General features: G+C 64.1%; 18 protein-coding genes and 1 tRNA gene. 7 read left to right on the forward strand and 12 right to left on the reverse strand.

Annotated elements, in window-relative coordinates; genetic code table 11:
* Positions 1-15: 15 nt before the first annotated feature.
* Both VSX60_RS18335 and VSX60_RS18340 read left to right on the forward strand, forming a co-directional pair.
* Positions 16-882 (forward strand): TIGR02587 family membrane protein, encoded by an 867-nt coding sequence (locus VSX60_RS18335; protein WP_327625709.1) that lies wholly within the window; start codon positions 16-18, stop codon positions 880-882.
* Positions 883-893: 11 nt separating this feature from the next.
* Positions 894-1,328 carry a TIGR02588 family protein gene (locus VSX60_RS18340; RefSeq protein ID WP_327625710.1) on the forward strand — a complete coding sequence of 145 codons (435 nt, stop codon included), beginning with the start codon at positions 894-896 and terminating at the stop codon, positions 1,326-1,328.
* A gap of 52 nt (positions 1,329-1,380) precedes the next feature.
* Here VSX60_RS18340 and VSX60_RS18345 read toward each other — a convergent pair whose 3' ends face one another.
* The 8 genes from VSX60_RS18345 to VSX60_RS18380 all read right to left on the reverse strand — a co-directional run bounded on the left by VSX60_RS18345 (position 1,381) and on the right by VSX60_RS18380 (position 5,907).
* On the reverse strand, positions 1,381-1,716 hold the full coding sequence (locus VSX60_RS18345; protein WP_327625711.1) for a YkgJ family cysteine cluster protein: 336 nt from the start codon (positions 1,714-1,716) through the stop codon (positions 1,381-1,383).
* A gap of 66 nt (positions 1,717-1,782) precedes the next feature.
* On the reverse strand, positions 1,783-2,100 hold the full coding sequence (locus tag VSX60_RS18350; protein ID WP_327625712.1) for a hypothetical protein: 318 nt from the start codon (positions 2,098-2,100) through the stop codon (positions 1,783-1,785).
* 114 nt (positions 2,101-2,214) lie between these two features.
* On the reverse strand, positions 2,215-2,445 hold the full coding sequence (locus VSX60_RS18355; protein WP_327625713.1) for a hypothetical protein: 231 nt from the start codon (positions 2,443-2,445) through the stop codon (positions 2,215-2,217).
* Between the two features lie 395 nt (positions 2,446-2,840).
* Positions 2,841-3,002, reverse strand: coding sequence for a hypothetical protein (locus VSX60_RS18360; RefSeq protein ID WP_442873124.1), 162 nt, complete (start codon positions 3,000-3,002; stop codon positions 2,841-2,843).
* A gap of 193 nt (positions 3,003-3,195) precedes the next feature.
* Complete coding sequence (locus VSX60_RS18365; RefSeq protein ID WP_327625714.1) at positions 3,196-3,957, reverse strand: hypothetical protein; 762 nt, start codon at positions 3,955-3,957, stop codon at positions 3,196-3,198.
* Complete coding sequence (locus tag VSX60_RS18370) at positions 3,936-4,481, reverse strand: hypothetical protein (protein ID WP_327625715.1); 546 nt, start codon at positions 4,479-4,481, stop codon at positions 3,936-3,938. Before VSX60_RS18370 ends, VSX60_RS18365 begins: the two co-directional genes overlap by 22 nt.
* Before the next feature lie 246 nt (positions 4,482-4,727).
* Positions 4,728-4,803, reverse strand: a tRNA-Thr gene (locus tag VSX60_RS18375).
* Positions 4,804-4,947: 144 nt separating this feature from the next.
* Positions 4,948-5,907 carry an NAD(P)H-dependent flavin oxidoreductase gene (locus tag VSX60_RS18380; protein ID WP_327625716.1) on the reverse strand — a complete coding sequence of 320 codons (960 nt, stop codon included), beginning with the start codon at positions 5,905-5,907 and terminating at the stop codon, positions 4,948-4,950.
* A gap of 188 nt (positions 5,908-6,095) precedes the next feature.
* Here VSX60_RS18380 and VSX60_RS18385 point away from each other — a divergent pair, with 188 nt between their 5' ends.
* From VSX60_RS18385 to VSX60_RS18395, 3 genes are all read left to right on the forward strand, one after another.
* Positions 6,096-6,899 (forward strand): exonuclease domain-containing protein, encoded by an 804-nt coding sequence (locus tag VSX60_RS18385; protein WP_327625717.1) that lies wholly within the window; start codon positions 6,096-6,098, stop codon positions 6,897-6,899.
* An 88-nt stretch (positions 6,900-6,987) separates the two neighbouring features.
* Positions 6,988-8,667, forward strand: coding sequence for a cisplatin damage response ATP-dependent DNA ligase (locus tag VSX60_RS18390; protein ID WP_327625718.1), 1,680 nt, complete (start codon positions 6,988-6,990; stop codon positions 8,665-8,667).
* Positions 8,668-8,773: 106 nt separating this feature from the next.
* Positions 8,774-9,043, forward strand: coding sequence for a DUF6460 domain-containing protein (locus tag VSX60_RS18395; RefSeq protein WP_327625719.1), 270 nt, complete (start codon positions 8,774-8,776; stop codon positions 9,041-9,043).
* A 4-nt stretch (positions 9,044-9,047) separates the two neighbouring features.
* Here VSX60_RS18395 and VSX60_RS18400 read toward each other — a convergent pair whose 3' ends face one another.
* Positions 9,048-9,950 carry a histone deacetylase family protein gene (locus VSX60_RS18400; RefSeq protein WP_327625727.1) on the reverse strand — a complete coding sequence of 301 codons (903 nt, stop codon included), beginning with the start codon at positions 9,948-9,950 and terminating at the stop codon, positions 9,048-9,050.
* 207 nt (positions 9,951-10,157) lie between these two features.
* Between VSX60_RS18400 and VSX60_RS18405 the strand changes: the two genes are divergently transcribed.
* A complete protein-coding gene (locus tag VSX60_RS18405; RefSeq protein WP_327625721.1) occupies positions 10,158-11,432 on the forward strand; it encodes an MATE family efflux transporter in 1,275 nt (424 codons plus the stop codon).
* A gap of 6 nt (positions 11,433-11,438) precedes the next feature.
* Here the strand turns inward: VSX60_RS18405 and VSX60_RS18410 are convergent, their stop codons facing one another.
* Complete coding sequence (locus tag VSX60_RS18410; protein ID WP_327625722.1) at positions 11,439-12,539, reverse strand: quinone-dependent dihydroorotate dehydrogenase; 1,101 nt, start codon at positions 12,537-12,539, stop codon at positions 11,439-11,441.
* Positions 12,536-12,883 (reverse strand): DUF952 domain-containing protein, encoded by a 348-nt coding sequence (locus VSX60_RS18415; protein WP_327625723.1) that lies wholly within the window; start codon positions 12,881-12,883, stop codon positions 12,536-12,538. The genes VSX60_RS18410 and VSX60_RS18415 overlap by 4 nt, the downstream gene beginning before the upstream one ends.
* 135 nt (positions 12,884-13,018) lie before the next feature.
* Here VSX60_RS18415 and VSX60_RS18420 point away from each other — a divergent pair, with 135 nt between their 5' ends.
* Positions 13,019-13,444 (forward strand): hypothetical protein, encoded by a 426-nt coding sequence (locus tag VSX60_RS18420; RefSeq protein WP_327625724.1) that lies wholly within the window; start codon positions 13,019-13,021, stop codon positions 13,442-13,444.
* 12 nt (positions 13,445-13,456) lie between these two features.
* On the opposite strand, the gene VSX60_RS18425 is transcribed toward VSX60_RS18420, so the two are convergent.
* Entirely contained in the window at positions 13,457-14,455 is a 999-nt protein-coding gene (locus tag VSX60_RS18425) for an alpha/beta hydrolase (RefSeq protein WP_327625725.1), read from the reverse strand.
* Positions 14,456-14,730: the final 275 nt, after the last annotated feature.

The raw sequence follows: 14,730 nt of genomic DNA on the forward strand, positions 1-14,730 counted from the left end.
GCAAGGAGACGGGCGATGCAGGACGGGGAGGGTCCGCCGTCTCCCAACTGGCCGAGGGAAGAGCAGCGCTGGGAACGCCGACGTATCGCGGTCGGGCTGGGGCGCGCTTTCGGCGGCGCGCTGATTTTTTCGCTTCCCATGATCATGACCATGGAGATGTGGTGGATCGGCTTTTATATCGACCGGTTCCGCCTGGCGCTGCTGTTGATCCTGACGATCCCCGTTCTGGCGCTGTTGTCCTCCCACGCCGGCTTTCAGAAAACCTTCGACTGGAAAGACGATCTGCGCGACGCGGCGATCGCCTATGGGATCGGCATCTTGGCGAGCGCCGTCGTGCTGGTGACCTTCGGCCTGCTCCGCTTCGACATGCCGCTCGACGAGATCGTCGGGAAGATCGCGGTTCAAGCGGTTCCGGCGAGCATCGGCGCCATCCTCGGGCGTAGCCAGCTCGGCGGCCGCAAGATGGAGCCGTCCGACGGTCCGGAGGAGGTGAACTATGCCAGCGAATTGTTTCTGATGAGCATCGGCGCGCTGTTCCTCGGCCTCAATGTCGCGCCGACCGAGGAGATGGTTCTCATTTCCTACAAGATGACCGAGTGGCATGCCGTCGCGCTCATCGTGCTGTCGATCGTGTTGATGCAGGGGTTTGTTTATGCCGTGGAGTTCCACGGCGAAGAATCGCTGCCGCCCGGTACGCCCTGGTGGAGCGCCTTTCTGCGCTTCACCCTGGTCGGCTATGTGCTCGCGGCGCTGATCAGCCTCTATGTGCTGTGGACCTTCGGACGAACCGACGGAATGGCCTATACGGAAATCCTGCGGGCCGTGGTCGTGCTCGGCTTCCCCGCCGCGATCGGCGCCGCCGCCGCGCGCTTGATCTTGTAAGGACGACGTCGATGGAACGGGATCAGCAGGACGACGGGGACGAACAGAGCGGGGAGGACGAGAACCAGGCCCGCAAGCCGCATCCGATCGAGTGGATCGTCGGCGGAATTTCCACCGTGGTCGTGCTGGCCATGATCGGGTTCATCCTGTTCGAGGCGTTCAGCTCGACTGGCCGAACCCCGCGGCTGGCGGTGGCGGCCGGACGCACCGAGACGATGGCGAACGGGTTTCGCATCGGCTTTCGCGCCTTCAATGGCGGTGACGCCACCGCGGCGGAGGTGACGGTCGAAGGCAGCCTGATGGACGGCGAGGAGACGGTGGAGACCAGCGAGGTCACACTCGACTACATTCCCGGCCATTCCGAACGTCGCGGCGCGCTCCTGTTCAGCAAGTATCCCGGCCAATACCGTCTGGAATTGAATGCGAAGAGCTACCGCGAGCCATAGCGGCCGCGCCGGATGTCGGCGGCCAAAAGCATCCCCGTTGCCGCGCTCTTCTCTACGCCTCGCAGACGGCATCGCCTTGCGGCGCGACGACGGTATCATCCAGCCCGAAAGCGCGGCGCGCCATCAGGCAGTCGTCTCCGCCCGGAACGCAGGCGCGGCAGACATCGGGCCGCACCGCATAGACCGCGCAGGAGGTGGCAATGCCGACGCGGCCGACAAGGGCGGAGCAGCGGGCGCCATCGCAGCGCATGCCGCTGAGATCGGCGGCGACGAATTTTTCGGGAATCTTGTCGAGATCGGCGTCGGCCTCGGTCGAAAACCGCGGCCATGTCGGCGAAAAGGAGCAACAGGCCCCGCAGGCCTGGCAGTCGAAGGGCGGTGGGATCATCGCGGCTGTCTAGCATGGATGGCGGGGGCGCCGCGATGAACCGGTCTTCTCAATGGCACGCTGGAATCACCTGGCGTCACGCATCTTGCCGATTTCGGAATCAAGCAGCCGCCGCATCTTGCCGATCGCGCTGCCGAGAGCCTTATCGGTCGTGCTCGCCTTTTCGGTGACGGCCTCGGGTTTCCGGCCTTCCATGCGCGCCTCGATCATGCACTGGATGTCTTCCAGGCCTTCCTTTCCGGCGCTCGCGTCGCTGAAATGAATATGGATGCTGGTCACATGAGCGTCGAAACGGCCGAGTGATTTCTCCACCTCGCCCTTGGCCTTCTCCACCATGTCGGCATCGCCGTCGATATTGCTGTCGGTGCGGATTTCGATGTCCATGGTATTTCTTCCTTCGGTTTCTTCTTCGTCGCGGAGGCTCAGACGGTATTTCGCCTTGACACTGGGTCCCGGGCATTGACCGGCAAAGCCAGCCTGAGAAATGGCGGCGCGCCGCTAACTGATCCGGTGCCGGGCGAAATCGTCGCGAGGCGGCATCGCAATTCCATCCACAATGTGCCGCTCTCCTTCGACGAAGTAAAATTTCTCACCGCTATCCGCCCAATTGTCGAACCGGTCAGCCATGAATACGTCGTACGGGCTACGGGCGACCGCCCGATCAGTCTCGGAAATATCCAACTGCTGGCTTCTCCTCGACAGGTACGGGTATTTCATCACGTCGGTCATTGTGGGTTTCTCCGGGATATCCTGCCGTGCGAGTCCGCGCGAACCGAGCCATCGACAGGATAACGACGCTGCCGGTTTTGCCGGAGTCGGACGGTAGGTTTGATTTTTCTGAAGCCGGACCCGACTGAACTCTCGAGGCCGTGCTCCTTAGATGGCGCAAAATAACTGAAAAACAACGGACGCAAGGATTTCATTGCAAGACCGCTCGGCTTGCGCGACCCCCAAAGAGCCTGTCGGAAAACTGAAACAGATTTGGGAATATCGTTTCAGATCAGGCGCCGAAGGAGTCGCCCTACATCATGCGCGTCGCCGTGTCCGGCTGGTGCCGGTAGCGGGTCCGGCGCTCGATCTCGCGCATGACGACCGTCCAGTGGCGCTGATCATCTGCCGCGCCATCAGTTGTCGCAGCGCATGCCGCTGAGATCGGCCGCGACGAACTTTTCGGGAATCTTGTTGAGATCGGCGTCGGCCTCGGTCGAAAACCGCGGCCATGCCGACGAAAAGGAGCAACAGGCTCCGCAGGCCTGGCAGTCGAAATCATGGTTGGGTGGTGTCATGCGGCTGTCTAGCATGGATGGCGGGGGGTCGGGGTGCCGATATTATAGCCTTTTTAGGTTCGCTAATCTGCAGTACGGAGGAGAACAAAACGTCGGCATTGCAACGGCTGCTACTGAATTTACACCGCAGTTTGTGGCCGCCGAGGGCGGGAAAAGAACTGTAAAAAAATAAGATGGTCAGAATAAATTAACTTTACGCAGCCTTTGCAAGCGTATCGAAATTCGTTGAAAATGCCACAACGATATTGGCTGAATCGCTTAAGAGCGCACGATCCGGAGATGTTGTCTTGCCCGGATTTGTAAGCATTACTGTTCGGCGTATTGGATCGTCTAAGCGGGCTATATCACCAAACTTGACGATTGTGGAATTTATTGAGATATGACTAGGGGAAACAAGCTCAATTAAGCTCGGCGTTTGATCTGTGAGGATGGCGGCATCGAAGTGCCATTGCTTGAGCGAGCGACCTCTCATCTCATAGTCAAAAACTGCTCTAACCCCATAGAACTCTCGCATCGCAGTTTGGAAAACCTGTTTTAGATCGTGGTCTCTCTCCTCGCCCAAACGTTGCGCTGTTTGTTCCACTGCTTTTCGACTTGCTGTCGCTATGAATAAGATCGCGTTTGCCAGCCATTCTCGATTGACTCGCATAGCAAAAAAACAACTTCCGTCGTATTCTACACCGTGGAATTGCGCGATCTGAGGGGCTAAGCGGGCAAAAATTGTAGTGCCGCCAAGGTGTTCGGCTTCCAGGTAGCCATTACCCTGATCAGTGACCACAAACTCGTCATCGCTACCGCGGACCCGCACGACAACAGACGAGCCCCCAGGATATGTCTGGGGGAGCGCAACGAGGCCCTCGCCTTGATCGACGCCCGTGAGCATAAGCTCTTTGGTAATTTCATCCAGCAAGGCTTGCATGGATAGGGTGCGGTTTAAACCAGTGTTCGCGACCATCCTGGCTCCTCTACCCATAAATCCGGAATGACGAACTCGTTGCGAACTATCTTCAGTACATCATCGAAGGTAACAAATTCCTGAGTAAGCGGGAAAGCGATAGGTAATTCTCCCTCTGGTTTGAAGGCATCGACGCCAAGGTATCGGTTTGACGCGAAACGATGGATCTGTGCTCCTTGCACGATCGGAGGTGCCTTGTGAGGACCCATACGGTTCCGATGGGGCTTGAGCGGGTTCTCCGGATCAAATTCGATGCGTCCCAGATGATATGTAACACCCTGCACAGTTGCAAACAGGAGGGCAACGAGACCATAAAATGGCCGGTTCATGGGCACTGCGCGAGGGCCGTGCATTTCTAACCGCGCGCCGCTCACCTGCACTCCGTTGCATGAGAGAGGCGCCGACAGCGCAAGGGTTTCGCTGTGGGCCTTTTTTGTCACCACCCATTCGATGAGAGAAATTGGGACCTTTTCGCTGAGGGCGACGGCCTCAATGTCATCAAGAATAGCGTCGTAACGGCTCAAATCGCTTTCATCCTACCCCTACGGCCCTCATTTGCTTCGGAACTTCGACGGCAATACAGCGCATACAATACGCAATGCCACGGGGCACGTCGCCAGGATAGCGATTTTCTACGAGAGTGTTAGTCCAGAGCCGAAGTTCAGCGCCTGCGGTTTTTAAGTCAGGGCAAACTCAGCGAGAACCCCGCCGTTCAGATAGAGCAAAGCCAGATGCACGGGATAATTTTAATGTTTTGAACAAAAGGATTTTGGTGCCGCTTAGGTGACTCGAACACCTGACCCCATCATTACGAATGATGTGCTCTACCAACTGAGCTAAAGCGGCCTTGGCCGGCGGGCGGATCACCCACGGACGGCGCCCTGATACCCGCAAACGGGGCCGGGTTCAAGCTGCAATGCGCCAATGGTTGCCGGCGGATGCTTTTCCGGGACCTTGGGATGGTAACGAACGCGGCCGGAGCGCCGTGTCTCAGTCGCAGATCTGGCGCTTGGCCGCCGCGTATTCATCGGCCAGCCGGTCGACCAGCGCGCCGGCCGGGCCGACGGACCGCACCGCGCCGATGCCCTGGCCCGAGCCCCAGATTTCCTTCCAGGCTTTTGGCTTGGCGCTGCCGCCGCCGAAATCCATCAGCGTCGCGTCGCTCTCCGGCAGATTGTCGGCATCGAGGCCCGAGGCTTCGATCGAGGCGCGCAGATAATTGCCGTGAACGCCGGTGAAGAGGTTGGTGTAGACGATATCGTCGGCGCGGCCCTTCACGATGCCGTTCTTGTAGTCCTCGGCCGCGCGCGCCTCGTCGGTGGCGATGAAGGCCGAGCCGACATAGGCGCCGTCGGCGCCCATCGCCTCGGCCGCCAGCACCGCCCGGCCGTTGGCGATGGCGCCGGACAGGAACAGCGGCCCGTCGAACCATTCGCGGATTTCCTGGACCAGCGCGAAAGGCGACAGCGTGCCGGCATGGCCGCCTGCGCCGGCCGCGACGGCGATCAGCCCGTCGGCGCCCTTTTCGATCGCCTTGCGGGCAAAACGGTCGTTGATGATGTCGTGGAGAACGATGCCGCCATAGGAATGGACGGCGTCGTTGAGTTCGGGACGCGCACCGAGCGAGGTGATGACGATCGGCACCTTGTGCTTCACGCAGACCGCCAGATCGTGCTCCAGCCTTGTATTGGACTTGTGGACGATCTGGTTGACCGCGAAGGGTGCGGCCGGCCGCTCGGGATGATCGCGATCGTGGGCGGCCAAGGCTTCCTCGATCTCGCAGAGCCATTCGTCGAGCTGCTCCGCCGGCCGGGCGTTGAGCGCCGGAAACGAGCCGACGACGCCCGCCTTGGCCTGGGCGATCACCAGCGGCGGGTGCGAAATGATGAACAGCGGCGCCGCGATCACCGGAATCCGCAATCGGCCGTCGAGAATGGGAGGAAGGGCCATGAGCGCATCTCGCGGATGATTGACGTTAACGTAAGATCGGGCGACGGGTAGCAGATCGGGCCGAGCGACGCAAAGGACGTCCGATCTCTATGCGAGGTGGGTCGCACTGTCACGATGAGCGGCGCGGGCGGTGGCGAAGCGCCGCACCGACTTGCGTCCTGTCCCGGAGCGGGCGATTTTGTCGGCCCATGTCCGACCTGTTTCCGCCCGTCCCGTCGACGCCCTCGTTGTTCGCCGATCCACTCGTTCCCCTCGTCCGGGTGATCGACACGGAAACGGCGGGCCAGCGGCTGGAGGAGGACGCGGTGATCGAGATCGGCTCGGTCGATCTCGATCTTTCGACCGGCGATATCGGCAACCCGATGCAGAGTTTCTGCGACCCGGCCGGCGTGGTGATCAACCCGCATGCCCGCCGTGTCCATCAGATCACCGATCAGATGCTGGAGGGGGCGCCGCCCTTCGCCGAAGCGGTGAAGCCGTTCGCCGGCGCGTCCTATTTCGCCGCCCAGCGCGCCAGCTTCGACCAGCCGCGCCTGCGCCTCGCCGGCCGCTGGCTGTGCACGCACAAACTGGCGCTGCGGGCGTTCCCGCATGTGAAGGCGCACGGCCTCCAAAGCCTGATCAAATACGTGCCGCTCGATCTGTCGCCGGTCGCGCCGCTGCTGGAGGGCCTGCACCCGCATCGGGCGCTCTACGACGCCGTCTGCACCGCGGTGCTGTTGCGCCAGATCGCCGCGGCACTGATGCCGCGCTGCGCCGATCTCGCCGATTTTCTCGAGCGGGCCGAGCGGGTCTCCAACGAACCGGCACTGTTGGCGCGGCTGCGTTTCGGTCGGCACAAGGGCGTCGAGGTCGCCAAGGTGCCGGACGACTATCTGGAATGGTTGATCCGCGAGCCCGGCATGGACGCCGACGCGGTGTTCACCGCCCGTCATCATTTGCGGCTGCGCGGCATGCGCGGGGCACGGCCGCTGCCGGCCAGCGCCGTTTAGGAGAGACGCAGGCGGTGACATCCGCCCCTGAAGCGGGCGATCCGGCGCCCTATCTATCGCCATTCCGAATCCTCCAAGCCGGAATACCATGCAGCGTTTCGCCGAACTTCTCGACCGTCTGGTGCTGACGCCGTCGCGGAACGGCAAGCTCAAGCTGATGACGGATTTCTTCGGCGCCGAGTCCGACCCCGAGCGCGGCTATGCGCTGGCCGCGATCACCGGCGATCTCGACATCAAAAGCGTCAAGCCGGCGATGCTGAGGGCGCTGATGGCGAGCCGCATGGATTCGGTGCTGTTCGGCTATTCCTACGACTATGTCGGCGATCTCGCCGAAACTATCGCCTTGGTCTGGCCGTCGCCCGATGACGGAAAGGCGCGCGCGGCGGCTCCGCCGCCGACGTTGGCGGACGTGGTCGCGACGCTGGACAGCGCCGCGCGGAAAGATGGCCCGGCGCTGGTCGAAGCTTGGCTCGACCGGCTGGATTCCTCCGGCCGCTACGCCTTGCTCAAGCTCGTCACCGGCGGGCTGCGGGTCGGGGTGTCCTCGCGCCTCGCCAAGCAGGCGCTGGCCGATTTCGGCGGCAAGGCCATCGCCGAGATCGAGGAACTCTGGCACGGGCTGGAGCCGCCCTATGAGCCGCTGTTCGCCTGGCTGGAAGGGCGGGCGGAAAAGCCGGTCTCGGCCGCCGCGGCGCCGTTCCGCCCGGTGATGCTGTCGCAGGCGCTGGCGGAGCCGGACTACGAGCGCATCGACCCTCATAGCTACGCGGCCGAGTGGAAGTGGGACGGCATCCGCGTGCAGGCGACGGCCGAACGGGGCACGCGGCGACTCTATTCGCGCACCGGCGACGATATCTCCGGTGCGTTTCCCGATCTTCTCGACTTCATGACCTATGAGGGTTCGCTCGACGGCGAATTGCTGGTGGCGACGCCGAAGGAGGCCCGGTCGGGGCCGCCCGAAGTCGCGGAGCATGAAGGTCCAACGCAAGACGACATCGTCGTCGGCACCTTCTCCGACCTGCAGCAGCGGCTGAACCGCAAAACCGTCTCGGCCGCCGTGTTGAAGCTCTATCCGGTGTTTCTTCGCGCCTACGATCTCCTCCATGATGGCGCGACCGATCTGCGCGGCCTTGCCTTCGCCGAGCGCCGCGAACGGCTGGAGCTCTTTCTCGCGCGGCTGGAGCCGTCGCGCTTTGACCTCTCACCCTTCGTTCCGTTCGAACGCTTCGCGGATCTGGAGCGCCTGCGCGCCGCGCCGCCGCATCCGGTGATCGAGGGGCTGATGCTGAAGCGCTGGGATTCGACCTATGTGCCGGGCCGGCCGAAGGGGCCGTGGTTCAAATGGAAGCAGGACCCCCATCTGGTCGATGCCGTGTTGATGTACGCGCAGCGCGGCCACGGCAAACGCTCGAGCTTTTATTCCGACTACACGTTCGGCGTGTGGGCCGGGCCGATCGCCGCGCCAGAGTTGGTTTCGGTGGGAAAGGCCTATTTCGGCTTCACCGACGCGGAGCTGAAGCAACTCGACAAATATGTCCGCGACAACACGGTCGAGCGCTTCGGGCCGGTGCGCTCGGTGCGGGCTGAGCCGGACCACGGCCTGGTCATCGAGGTGGCGTTCGAGGGGCTGGCCCGGTCGAGCCGGCACAAATCCGGCGTCGCGATGCGGTTTCCGCGCGTTTCGCGGCTGCGATGGGACAAGCCGGCCTTCGAGGCGGACCGGCTGGAGACGTTGCAGGCGATGCTGCCGGACGGGCCGGCGAGGTAACGCGGGCGGAGTTTGACCTTCGGTTTCCGCATTGCCGCTCGACCTTGCGTCATTGCGATGCTCGGCCTACCTGCGACGGGACGAACGAGGACTGGAGAGACCAATCATGTCGGAACGGGTGAACAGTTTCCTCGGCGGCTCGCCGCTGGGCGTCATCGTCAAGCTCGTGCTCCTGTCGATCGTCGTCGGCGTCATCCTCTCCTGGCTGTCCTGGAGCCCGGCGAACGTCGTCGACTGGGTCGTCGATCTGTTCCAATGGCTGTGGGGTAGCGTCTTCGGCTCGCTGGAGCGGGCGATCGACTATTTCATCCTCGGCGCCGCGATCGTGGTGCCGATCTTCATCCTATCGCGCCTGCTCACGATCGGACGGCGCTGACGCGTCATTCGAATTCCCGCGCCACCCGGTGCAGGATGGTGTGGCGGCGGGCGAGCGCCTCGATGTCGCGCGAATAGCCGCCCCCGACGACGCAGGCGACCGGAATGTCCCGGTCGCGGAAAAAGCCGATAACCGTGCGGTCGCGCTCGGCAATCCCCGAATCCGATAGCGCCAGACGCCCAAGCCGGTCCTCCGCGTGCGGGTCGACGCCGGCATTGTAGAACACGATCTCCGGCTGGGACTGCCGCGTCGCCTCGGCCAGCGCCGCCCCGAGTGCTTCGAGATAGGCGGCGTCGCCGGTGCCGTCGGCGAGCGGCACGTCGAGGTCCGACTTCGCCTTGTCGGTCGGATAGTTCTTCGCCGCGTGGATCGACAGCGTGAAGACGCGAGGCTCCTCGGCGAAGATCCGCGCCGTGCCGTCGCCCTGATGCACGTCGCAATCGACGACCAGCACCTGGTCGACGTCGCCATCGGCCAGCAGCACCGAGGCGGCGACGGCGACGTCGTTGAACACGGAGAAACCCGCGCCGCCGGAGCGGTGGGAATGATGACTGCCGCCGGCGGTATTGCAGGCAAGGCCCTCGACCAGGGCCAGCTTGGCGGCGAGCACCGTACCGCCGGTGGCGCAGCGCGAGCGCATCGCGACCCGCTCGTCCACCTTGAAGCCGATCGCCTTCTCGATCGCCGGCGGCACGGCGGTAAACAGCACCTGATCGACATAGAGCGGATCATGGGCGAGCCGCAGCCAGCCGGGTAGCGCCGGGGCCGGAATGTGGAAGCCATCCGGCGCGACGACACCGTCCTCGACGAGAATCTGGGCCAGCCGCGTGAATTTCGACATCGGGAAGCGATGATGGGCGTCGAATTTGGCGTCAAAGGCGGGATGGTGGATCATCGGAACCGGCATGATCTGGCAAGATAGGGCGTTGCGGGCTTTGGGCACCGCGACAAGGTTTCGCTTGCCCGGCCTCGAGCGGAATGCCAATTCCCGTCGATGCGACGTGACGGTGACGATCAGATCGAGAGTGCGGCGGAGTCCGGCCCAGTAGCGGGGCCGGGGCGTTCGCGGCCTTTCACGGTCAGCCATCGAGAGGTCTGGGCGATCACGTTGCCGATGACGCTGGCGTTCCTGACCACGCCGCTGATCGGCCTGACCGACACCGCCGTTGTCGGGCGCATCGGTGACGCGACGTCGCTGGGGGGGCTCGTGGTCGGCGCGTTGATCTTCGATTTCGCCTTCGCCACCTGCAACTTCCTGCGCTCGGGCACGACCGGACTGACCGCGCAGGCGATGGGCGAGGCGGACGGTCGCGAGGCGCAGGCGGTATTCTGGCGCGCCATGGTTCTCGCGCTCGGCATCGGCCTTTTGCTGATCCTCGCCGAATCGCTGGTGACATCGCTCGGGCTGCTGGCGATCGCGCCGGGACCCGGCGTCGCCGAAACCATCCGGCTCTACGTCTTCCTGCGGATGTTCTCGGCGCCCTTCGCGCTGGTGAATTACGCCATCCTCGGCCAAGTGCTCGGCCGGGGGCGCGGCGGCCTCGGACTTGCGCTGCAGATCGTCGTCAACGGCACCAATATCGCCCTGTCGATCCTGTTCGGCCTGGTCATGGAATACGGCATCGCCGGCGTTGCGGTCGGGACGGTCTGCGGCGAGGCGGTGGGGGCGGGCGTCGGCTTCCTGGTGGTTGTGCGCGGTTTCGATCGCGCCGAGCGGCCGTCGTCGGCCCGAATCTTCGACCGGCGGGGCATCACGCGGATGATCGCGGTCAATCGGGACATCATGATTCGCACCTTCTGCCTGCTCGGTGCCTTCGTGCTGTTTACCCGCCTCGGCGCCCGCACCGGCGCGCTGACGCTGGCCGCCAACGGCATCTTGATGAACTTCTTCCTCGTTGGCGGCTATTTTCTCGACGGCATGGCGACGGCGTCCGAACAGCTCGTCGGACGGTCGGTCGGGGCGCGATTCCGCCCGGCCTTCGACCGGGCCGTCAAGCTGACGCTCGTCTGGGGGCTCGGGCTCTCGCTGGCGCTGTCGGCGCTTTTCCTCGTGTCGGGCGAGGCGCTGATCGCCTTCCTGACGACGGACCCGGCGGTGCGGGACGCGGCCGGCGAGTATCTGGTCTGGGCGGCGCTGACACCCTTGGCCGGCGCGCTCGCCTTCATCATGGACGGCATCTTCATCGGGGCGACCTGGTCGCGGACGATGCGCGACATGATGATCGCATCCTTCGTCATCTTCGCCGTCGGCGCCTATGCGCTATCGCCGGTCTTCGGCAATGACGGGCTGTGGGCGGCGCTGCTGGTCTTCCTCGGCTTTCGCGGCATCAGCCTCATGGCACTGCTGCCGCGCCGCCGGGCCGAAACCTTCGGCACGGCCGGGATCTGAACCGGCTCAGTCCGAGGGCGGTGGCTCGGCCAGGATCTCGTCGGTCCGGCTGCCACGCAGTTGCGAGATATGATCCAGGCCGGTCCGGTCGAGATAGCGGACCATCTCCTTCAGGATACGCACCGGAAGGTCCGGCCCTTCATAGACGAGCCCCGTATAGAGCTGCACGAGATTGGCGCCCGCCTCGATCTTGCGCAGCGCCGTGCGGGCATTTTCGACGCCGCCGACGCCGATCAGCGGAAAACTCGGCCCGAGCGCCTGCCGAAATTGCGCCAGCACATAGGTCGAGCGGTCCATCAGCGGCCGGCCCGACAGGCCGCCGGCTTCGAGCGCGTGCGGCTGGCCCGCAACGCCGGCCCGCGACAGCGTCGTATTCGACACGATCAGTCCGTCGATTCGCCGCTTGCGCACGGCGGTGACGATCTCGTCGATCTGATCGGAGGCCAGATCCGGGGCGAGCTTGAGGAAGAGCGGCTTGGCCGGGCCGCCCGAGAGCGCGGCGTAGCCGTCGCGGGCCGCCACCACCGCCTTGAGCAGACCGTCGAGGTCCGAGCCGGTCTGGAAGGCGCGCAGCCCCGGCGTGTTCGGCGAGGAGATGTTGACCGTCAGATAGCTCGCCACGGCCTCGAAGCGGTTGACGCCTTCCACATAGTCGGCGACCCGATCCTTGGAATCCTTGTTGGCGCCGATGTTGACGCCGACGATCCCGGCCTTGCGAATGCGCGCTTCCAAGCGCTCGAACGCCTCGGCGTGGCCGTCATTGTTGAAGCCGAGCCGGTTGATGACCGCATGCGCCTTTTCGAGGCGGAAGATGCGGGGCTTCGGGTTGCCCTCCTGCGGCTGCGGCGTCACCGTGCCGACCTCGACGAAGCCGAAGCCGAGCCGCAGCGCCGCGTCCGGAACCTCGGCGTTCTTATCGTAGCCCGCGGCAAGACCGAGCGGATTGGGAAAGGCGATGCCGGCGACGACGGTCCGTAGCCGGTTGTCGACCGGCGTGTTGACCCTCGGCATCAGCCCGCGCTTCAAGGCCGCGATCGACAGGGCATGGGCGCGCTCGGGATCGAGGCGAAACAGGGCCGGACGAGCCAGCCGGTAGAGCCGATTCATCTGACCGAGCCGGGAAACTGGTGGCCGCCGTCGATTCCCAGCGGCAGATCCTCGACCCAGACCACCGCGTCGAGGGGAAGCGGGCCGTAAAGATGCGGGAACAGTGCGCCGCCGCGCGATTTCTCAAAGCGCAGCGCGTCGCCCAGTTTGTCCGGGTTGACCGCGATCAGCACCAGATCGCTCTGACCGGCGAAATGCCGGGCGGCGGTCTCGCGGACCTGCCCGCCGGTGGAGAAATGAATGAAGCCGTCCGCTTCGTCGATGGGCGCGCCGTCGAACTGGCCTTTCGCCTTGGCGGCTTCCCAGAGCGGTCGGGGCGCGATCTTGTAGATGGGCTGATCCATGACAAACCGGTGCCAGAGCGGCGGCGCCAGGTCAATCACCCGCTGCCTTGAGACGGTCACGCGGTAGGTCTACGCTTTCGATTGCCTGCCGCGTCTCTCAAGGGCGGCAGGGTCGCATTGATGGAGCCAGCGATGATGTCCCGACTCGTCTCAGTCCTCCTCGCGGCCGGCATGGTGGCCACCGTGCCGGCATCCGCCCAGTCGATCCTCGACAGCAGCGGCGGCCGCTATCAGATGCAGCCGGTCGAGGGCGGCATCGCCCGGCTCGATACACAGACTGGAGCGGTCGATCTCTGCCGGATCGAGGGCGATGCCTTGGTCTGCAAGGGCTCGAGCGAGGGCCAGCGGGCCGATGCCAGCCGGATCGCCGATCTCGAAGCGCGGGTCGCGGCGCTCGAAGGCGGGAAAAGCGCTGTCGACGACGTGGACGCGGCCGATCAGGCGATCAAGACGATGCGGCAAGTCTTCCGCGGCTTTGCCGACATCGTCCGCGAACTGGAGCGCGATCTGGGCTCCGGTAAGGACAAGGCAGACGGTGAGGCCGAACCGGATCGGACCTGATCGCCCTTTTGATCACGTCGGGATGTCGAAAACCGGAAACTCCATCCGCCGCTTGAGAAAGTCTTCCATCTCGTCGAGCGAGCGCTCTGTCGCCTTGGTCGGAAAGGCCTGGAAGACGTGCGCCCCGCCATTGGTCAGCGCCAGTTCTGCCTCGATGCCGCTGGAAATCCAGCGCGCCGCCATGAACAGCGTGTCGTCGATGAGGAGATCGCGTGTTCCGCAACTGAACAGAGCGGGCGGCAAGCCTTTCAGATCGGCGTAGAGCGGCGAGACGGTCGGGTCCTTGAGGGAGTAGCTTTCCGGCACGAAGCGCAGGACGAATTCCTTCACATCGTCGGTATTGAGGACGAGGCGCTCGTCGCCGAAATTGCGCACGCTCGGCGTCAGCGATAGATCGTAGCAGCCGGCGACGAGATTGGCCGCCTTGAACGGTGTCACGCCGTATTCGTCGCGCAACCGGAGCAGCGTCAGAACGGCGAGATGCGCGCCGGCCGACTCGCCGCCGATCGCCAGGAAGCCGCGCGGCAGATCGGCCAGATGGCCGTTCGCCAGCGCCAGCGCGATATCGGCGCAGTCATGCAGAGCGGCCGGGAAAGGGTCTTCCGGCGCCAGACGGTATTCGACCGAGGCAACGGTGAGCCCGGTGTTGTCGGCGAGCCGCCGCAGCCGCGGGTCGGATTCCTCGGACCCGCCGAAAACCCAGCCGCCGCCGTGGATGTGCAGAAAGGTGCCGCGTGTGGCTCCGTCCGTGGGCCTGAGCACCCGAACCGCGATCTCGCGTCCGGCGCTGCCGATATGGACGATCGTCTCGGCGGCCTTGTCCTTCGGAGCAGGTGGGAACACGCCGCGCCCTTCCTTGCGCAGCTCCCGAACCCGCTCGACCGGCATGGACCAGGGACTGGGCAGGATCTTCTGTTCGGCGATGATTCTGTCATTTAGCTCGATGATCTCCGGGTCCGTCACGTCCGGGTCGAAAACTGTCGGATCGATCGTCACGCGCGCTTGTGTCATTGCCGTTTCCCTGTTGCCGGGGAAAGAAGTTAGGACGCGCGACGAAGGGTTGTAGGGTCGAGGTGGCCGGTGCGATCCAACGGACGCGTGAAATGCAGGGAGTCCGCCATGCGCCAACATATCGAAACCTTGAGGATTTCGACGCCCGGCCGGTCGATGGTCGAGATCATACCAACGGGCGCTGATCAAGACCCATGCGCCCACTCTCGCATTCCGATGGACGTGATTTTCCAGGGCTGATCGACGAGCTTGTTCCAAGCTGCGCAGCAGTGGGC

This window comes from Aurantimonas sp. A3-2-R12 (assembly GCF_036016755.1).
Classification (GTDB): domain Bacteria; phylum Pseudomonadota; class Alphaproteobacteria; order Rhizobiales; family Rhizobiaceae; genus Aurantimonas; species Aurantimonas coralicida_A.

Coding starts and splice junctions, on each gene's coding strand:
- VSX60_RS18335 (WP_327625709.1), top strand. CDS start 16: ATGCAGGACGGGGAGGGTCCGCCGTCTCCCAACTGGCCGAGGGAAGAG.
- VSX60_RS18340 (WP_327625710.1), top strand. CDS start 894: ATGGAACGGGATCAGCAGGACGACGGGGACGAACAGAGCGGGGAGGAC.
- VSX60_RS18345 (WP_327625711.1), bottom strand. CDS start 1,716: ATGATCCCACCGCCCTTCGACTGCCAGGCCTGCGGGGCCTGTTGCTCC.
- VSX60_RS18350 (WP_327625712.1), bottom strand. CDS start 2,100: ATGGACATCGAAATCCGCACCGACAGCAATATCGACGGCGATGCCGAC.
- VSX60_RS18355 (WP_327625713.1), bottom strand. CDS start 2,445: ATGACCGACGTGATGAAATACCCGTACCTGTCGAGGAGAAGCCAGCAG.
- VSX60_RS18360 (WP_442873124.1), bottom strand. CDS start 3,002: ATGACACCACCCAACCATGATTTCGACTGCCAGGCCTGCGGAGCCTGT.
- VSX60_RS18365 (WP_327625714.1), bottom strand. CDS start 3,957: ATGGTCGCGAACACTGGTTTAAACCGCACCCTATCCATGCAAGCCTTG.
- VSX60_RS18380 (WP_327625716.1), bottom strand. CDS start 5,907: ATGGCCCTTCCTCCCATTCTCGACGGCCGATTGCGGATTCCGGTGATC.
- VSX60_RS18385 (WP_327625717.1), top strand. CDS start 6,096: ATGTCCGACCTGTTTCCGCCCGTCCCGTCGACGCCCTCGTTGTTCGCC.
- VSX60_RS18390 (WP_327625718.1), top strand. CDS start 6,988: ATGCAGCGTTTCGCCGAACTTCTCGACCGTCTGGTGCTGACGCCGTCG.
- VSX60_RS18395 (WP_327625719.1), top strand. CDS start 8,774: ATGTCGGAACGGGTGAACAGTTTCCTCGGCGGCTCGCCGCTGGGCGTC.
- VSX60_RS18400 (WP_327625727.1), bottom strand. CDS start 9,950: ATGCCGGTTCCGATGATCCACCATCCCGCCTTTGACGCCAAATTCGAC.
- VSX60_RS18405 (WP_327625721.1), top strand. CDS start 10,158: ATGACGCTGGCGTTCCTGACCACGCCGCTGATCGGCCTGACCGACACC.
- VSX60_RS18410 (WP_327625722.1), bottom strand. CDS start 12,539: ATGAATCGGCTCTACCGGCTGGCTCGTCCGGCCCTGTTTCGCCTCGAT.
- VSX60_RS18415 (WP_327625723.1), bottom strand. CDS start 12,883: ATGGATCAGCCCATCTACAAGATCGCGCCCCGACCGCTCTGGGAAGCC.
- VSX60_RS18420 (WP_327625724.1), top strand. CDS start 13,019: ATGTCCCGACTCGTCTCAGTCCTCCTCGCGGCCGGCATGGTGGCCACC.
- VSX60_RS18425 (WP_327625725.1), bottom strand. CDS start 14,455: ATGACACAAGCGCGCGTGACGATCGATCCGACAGTTTTCGACCCGGAC.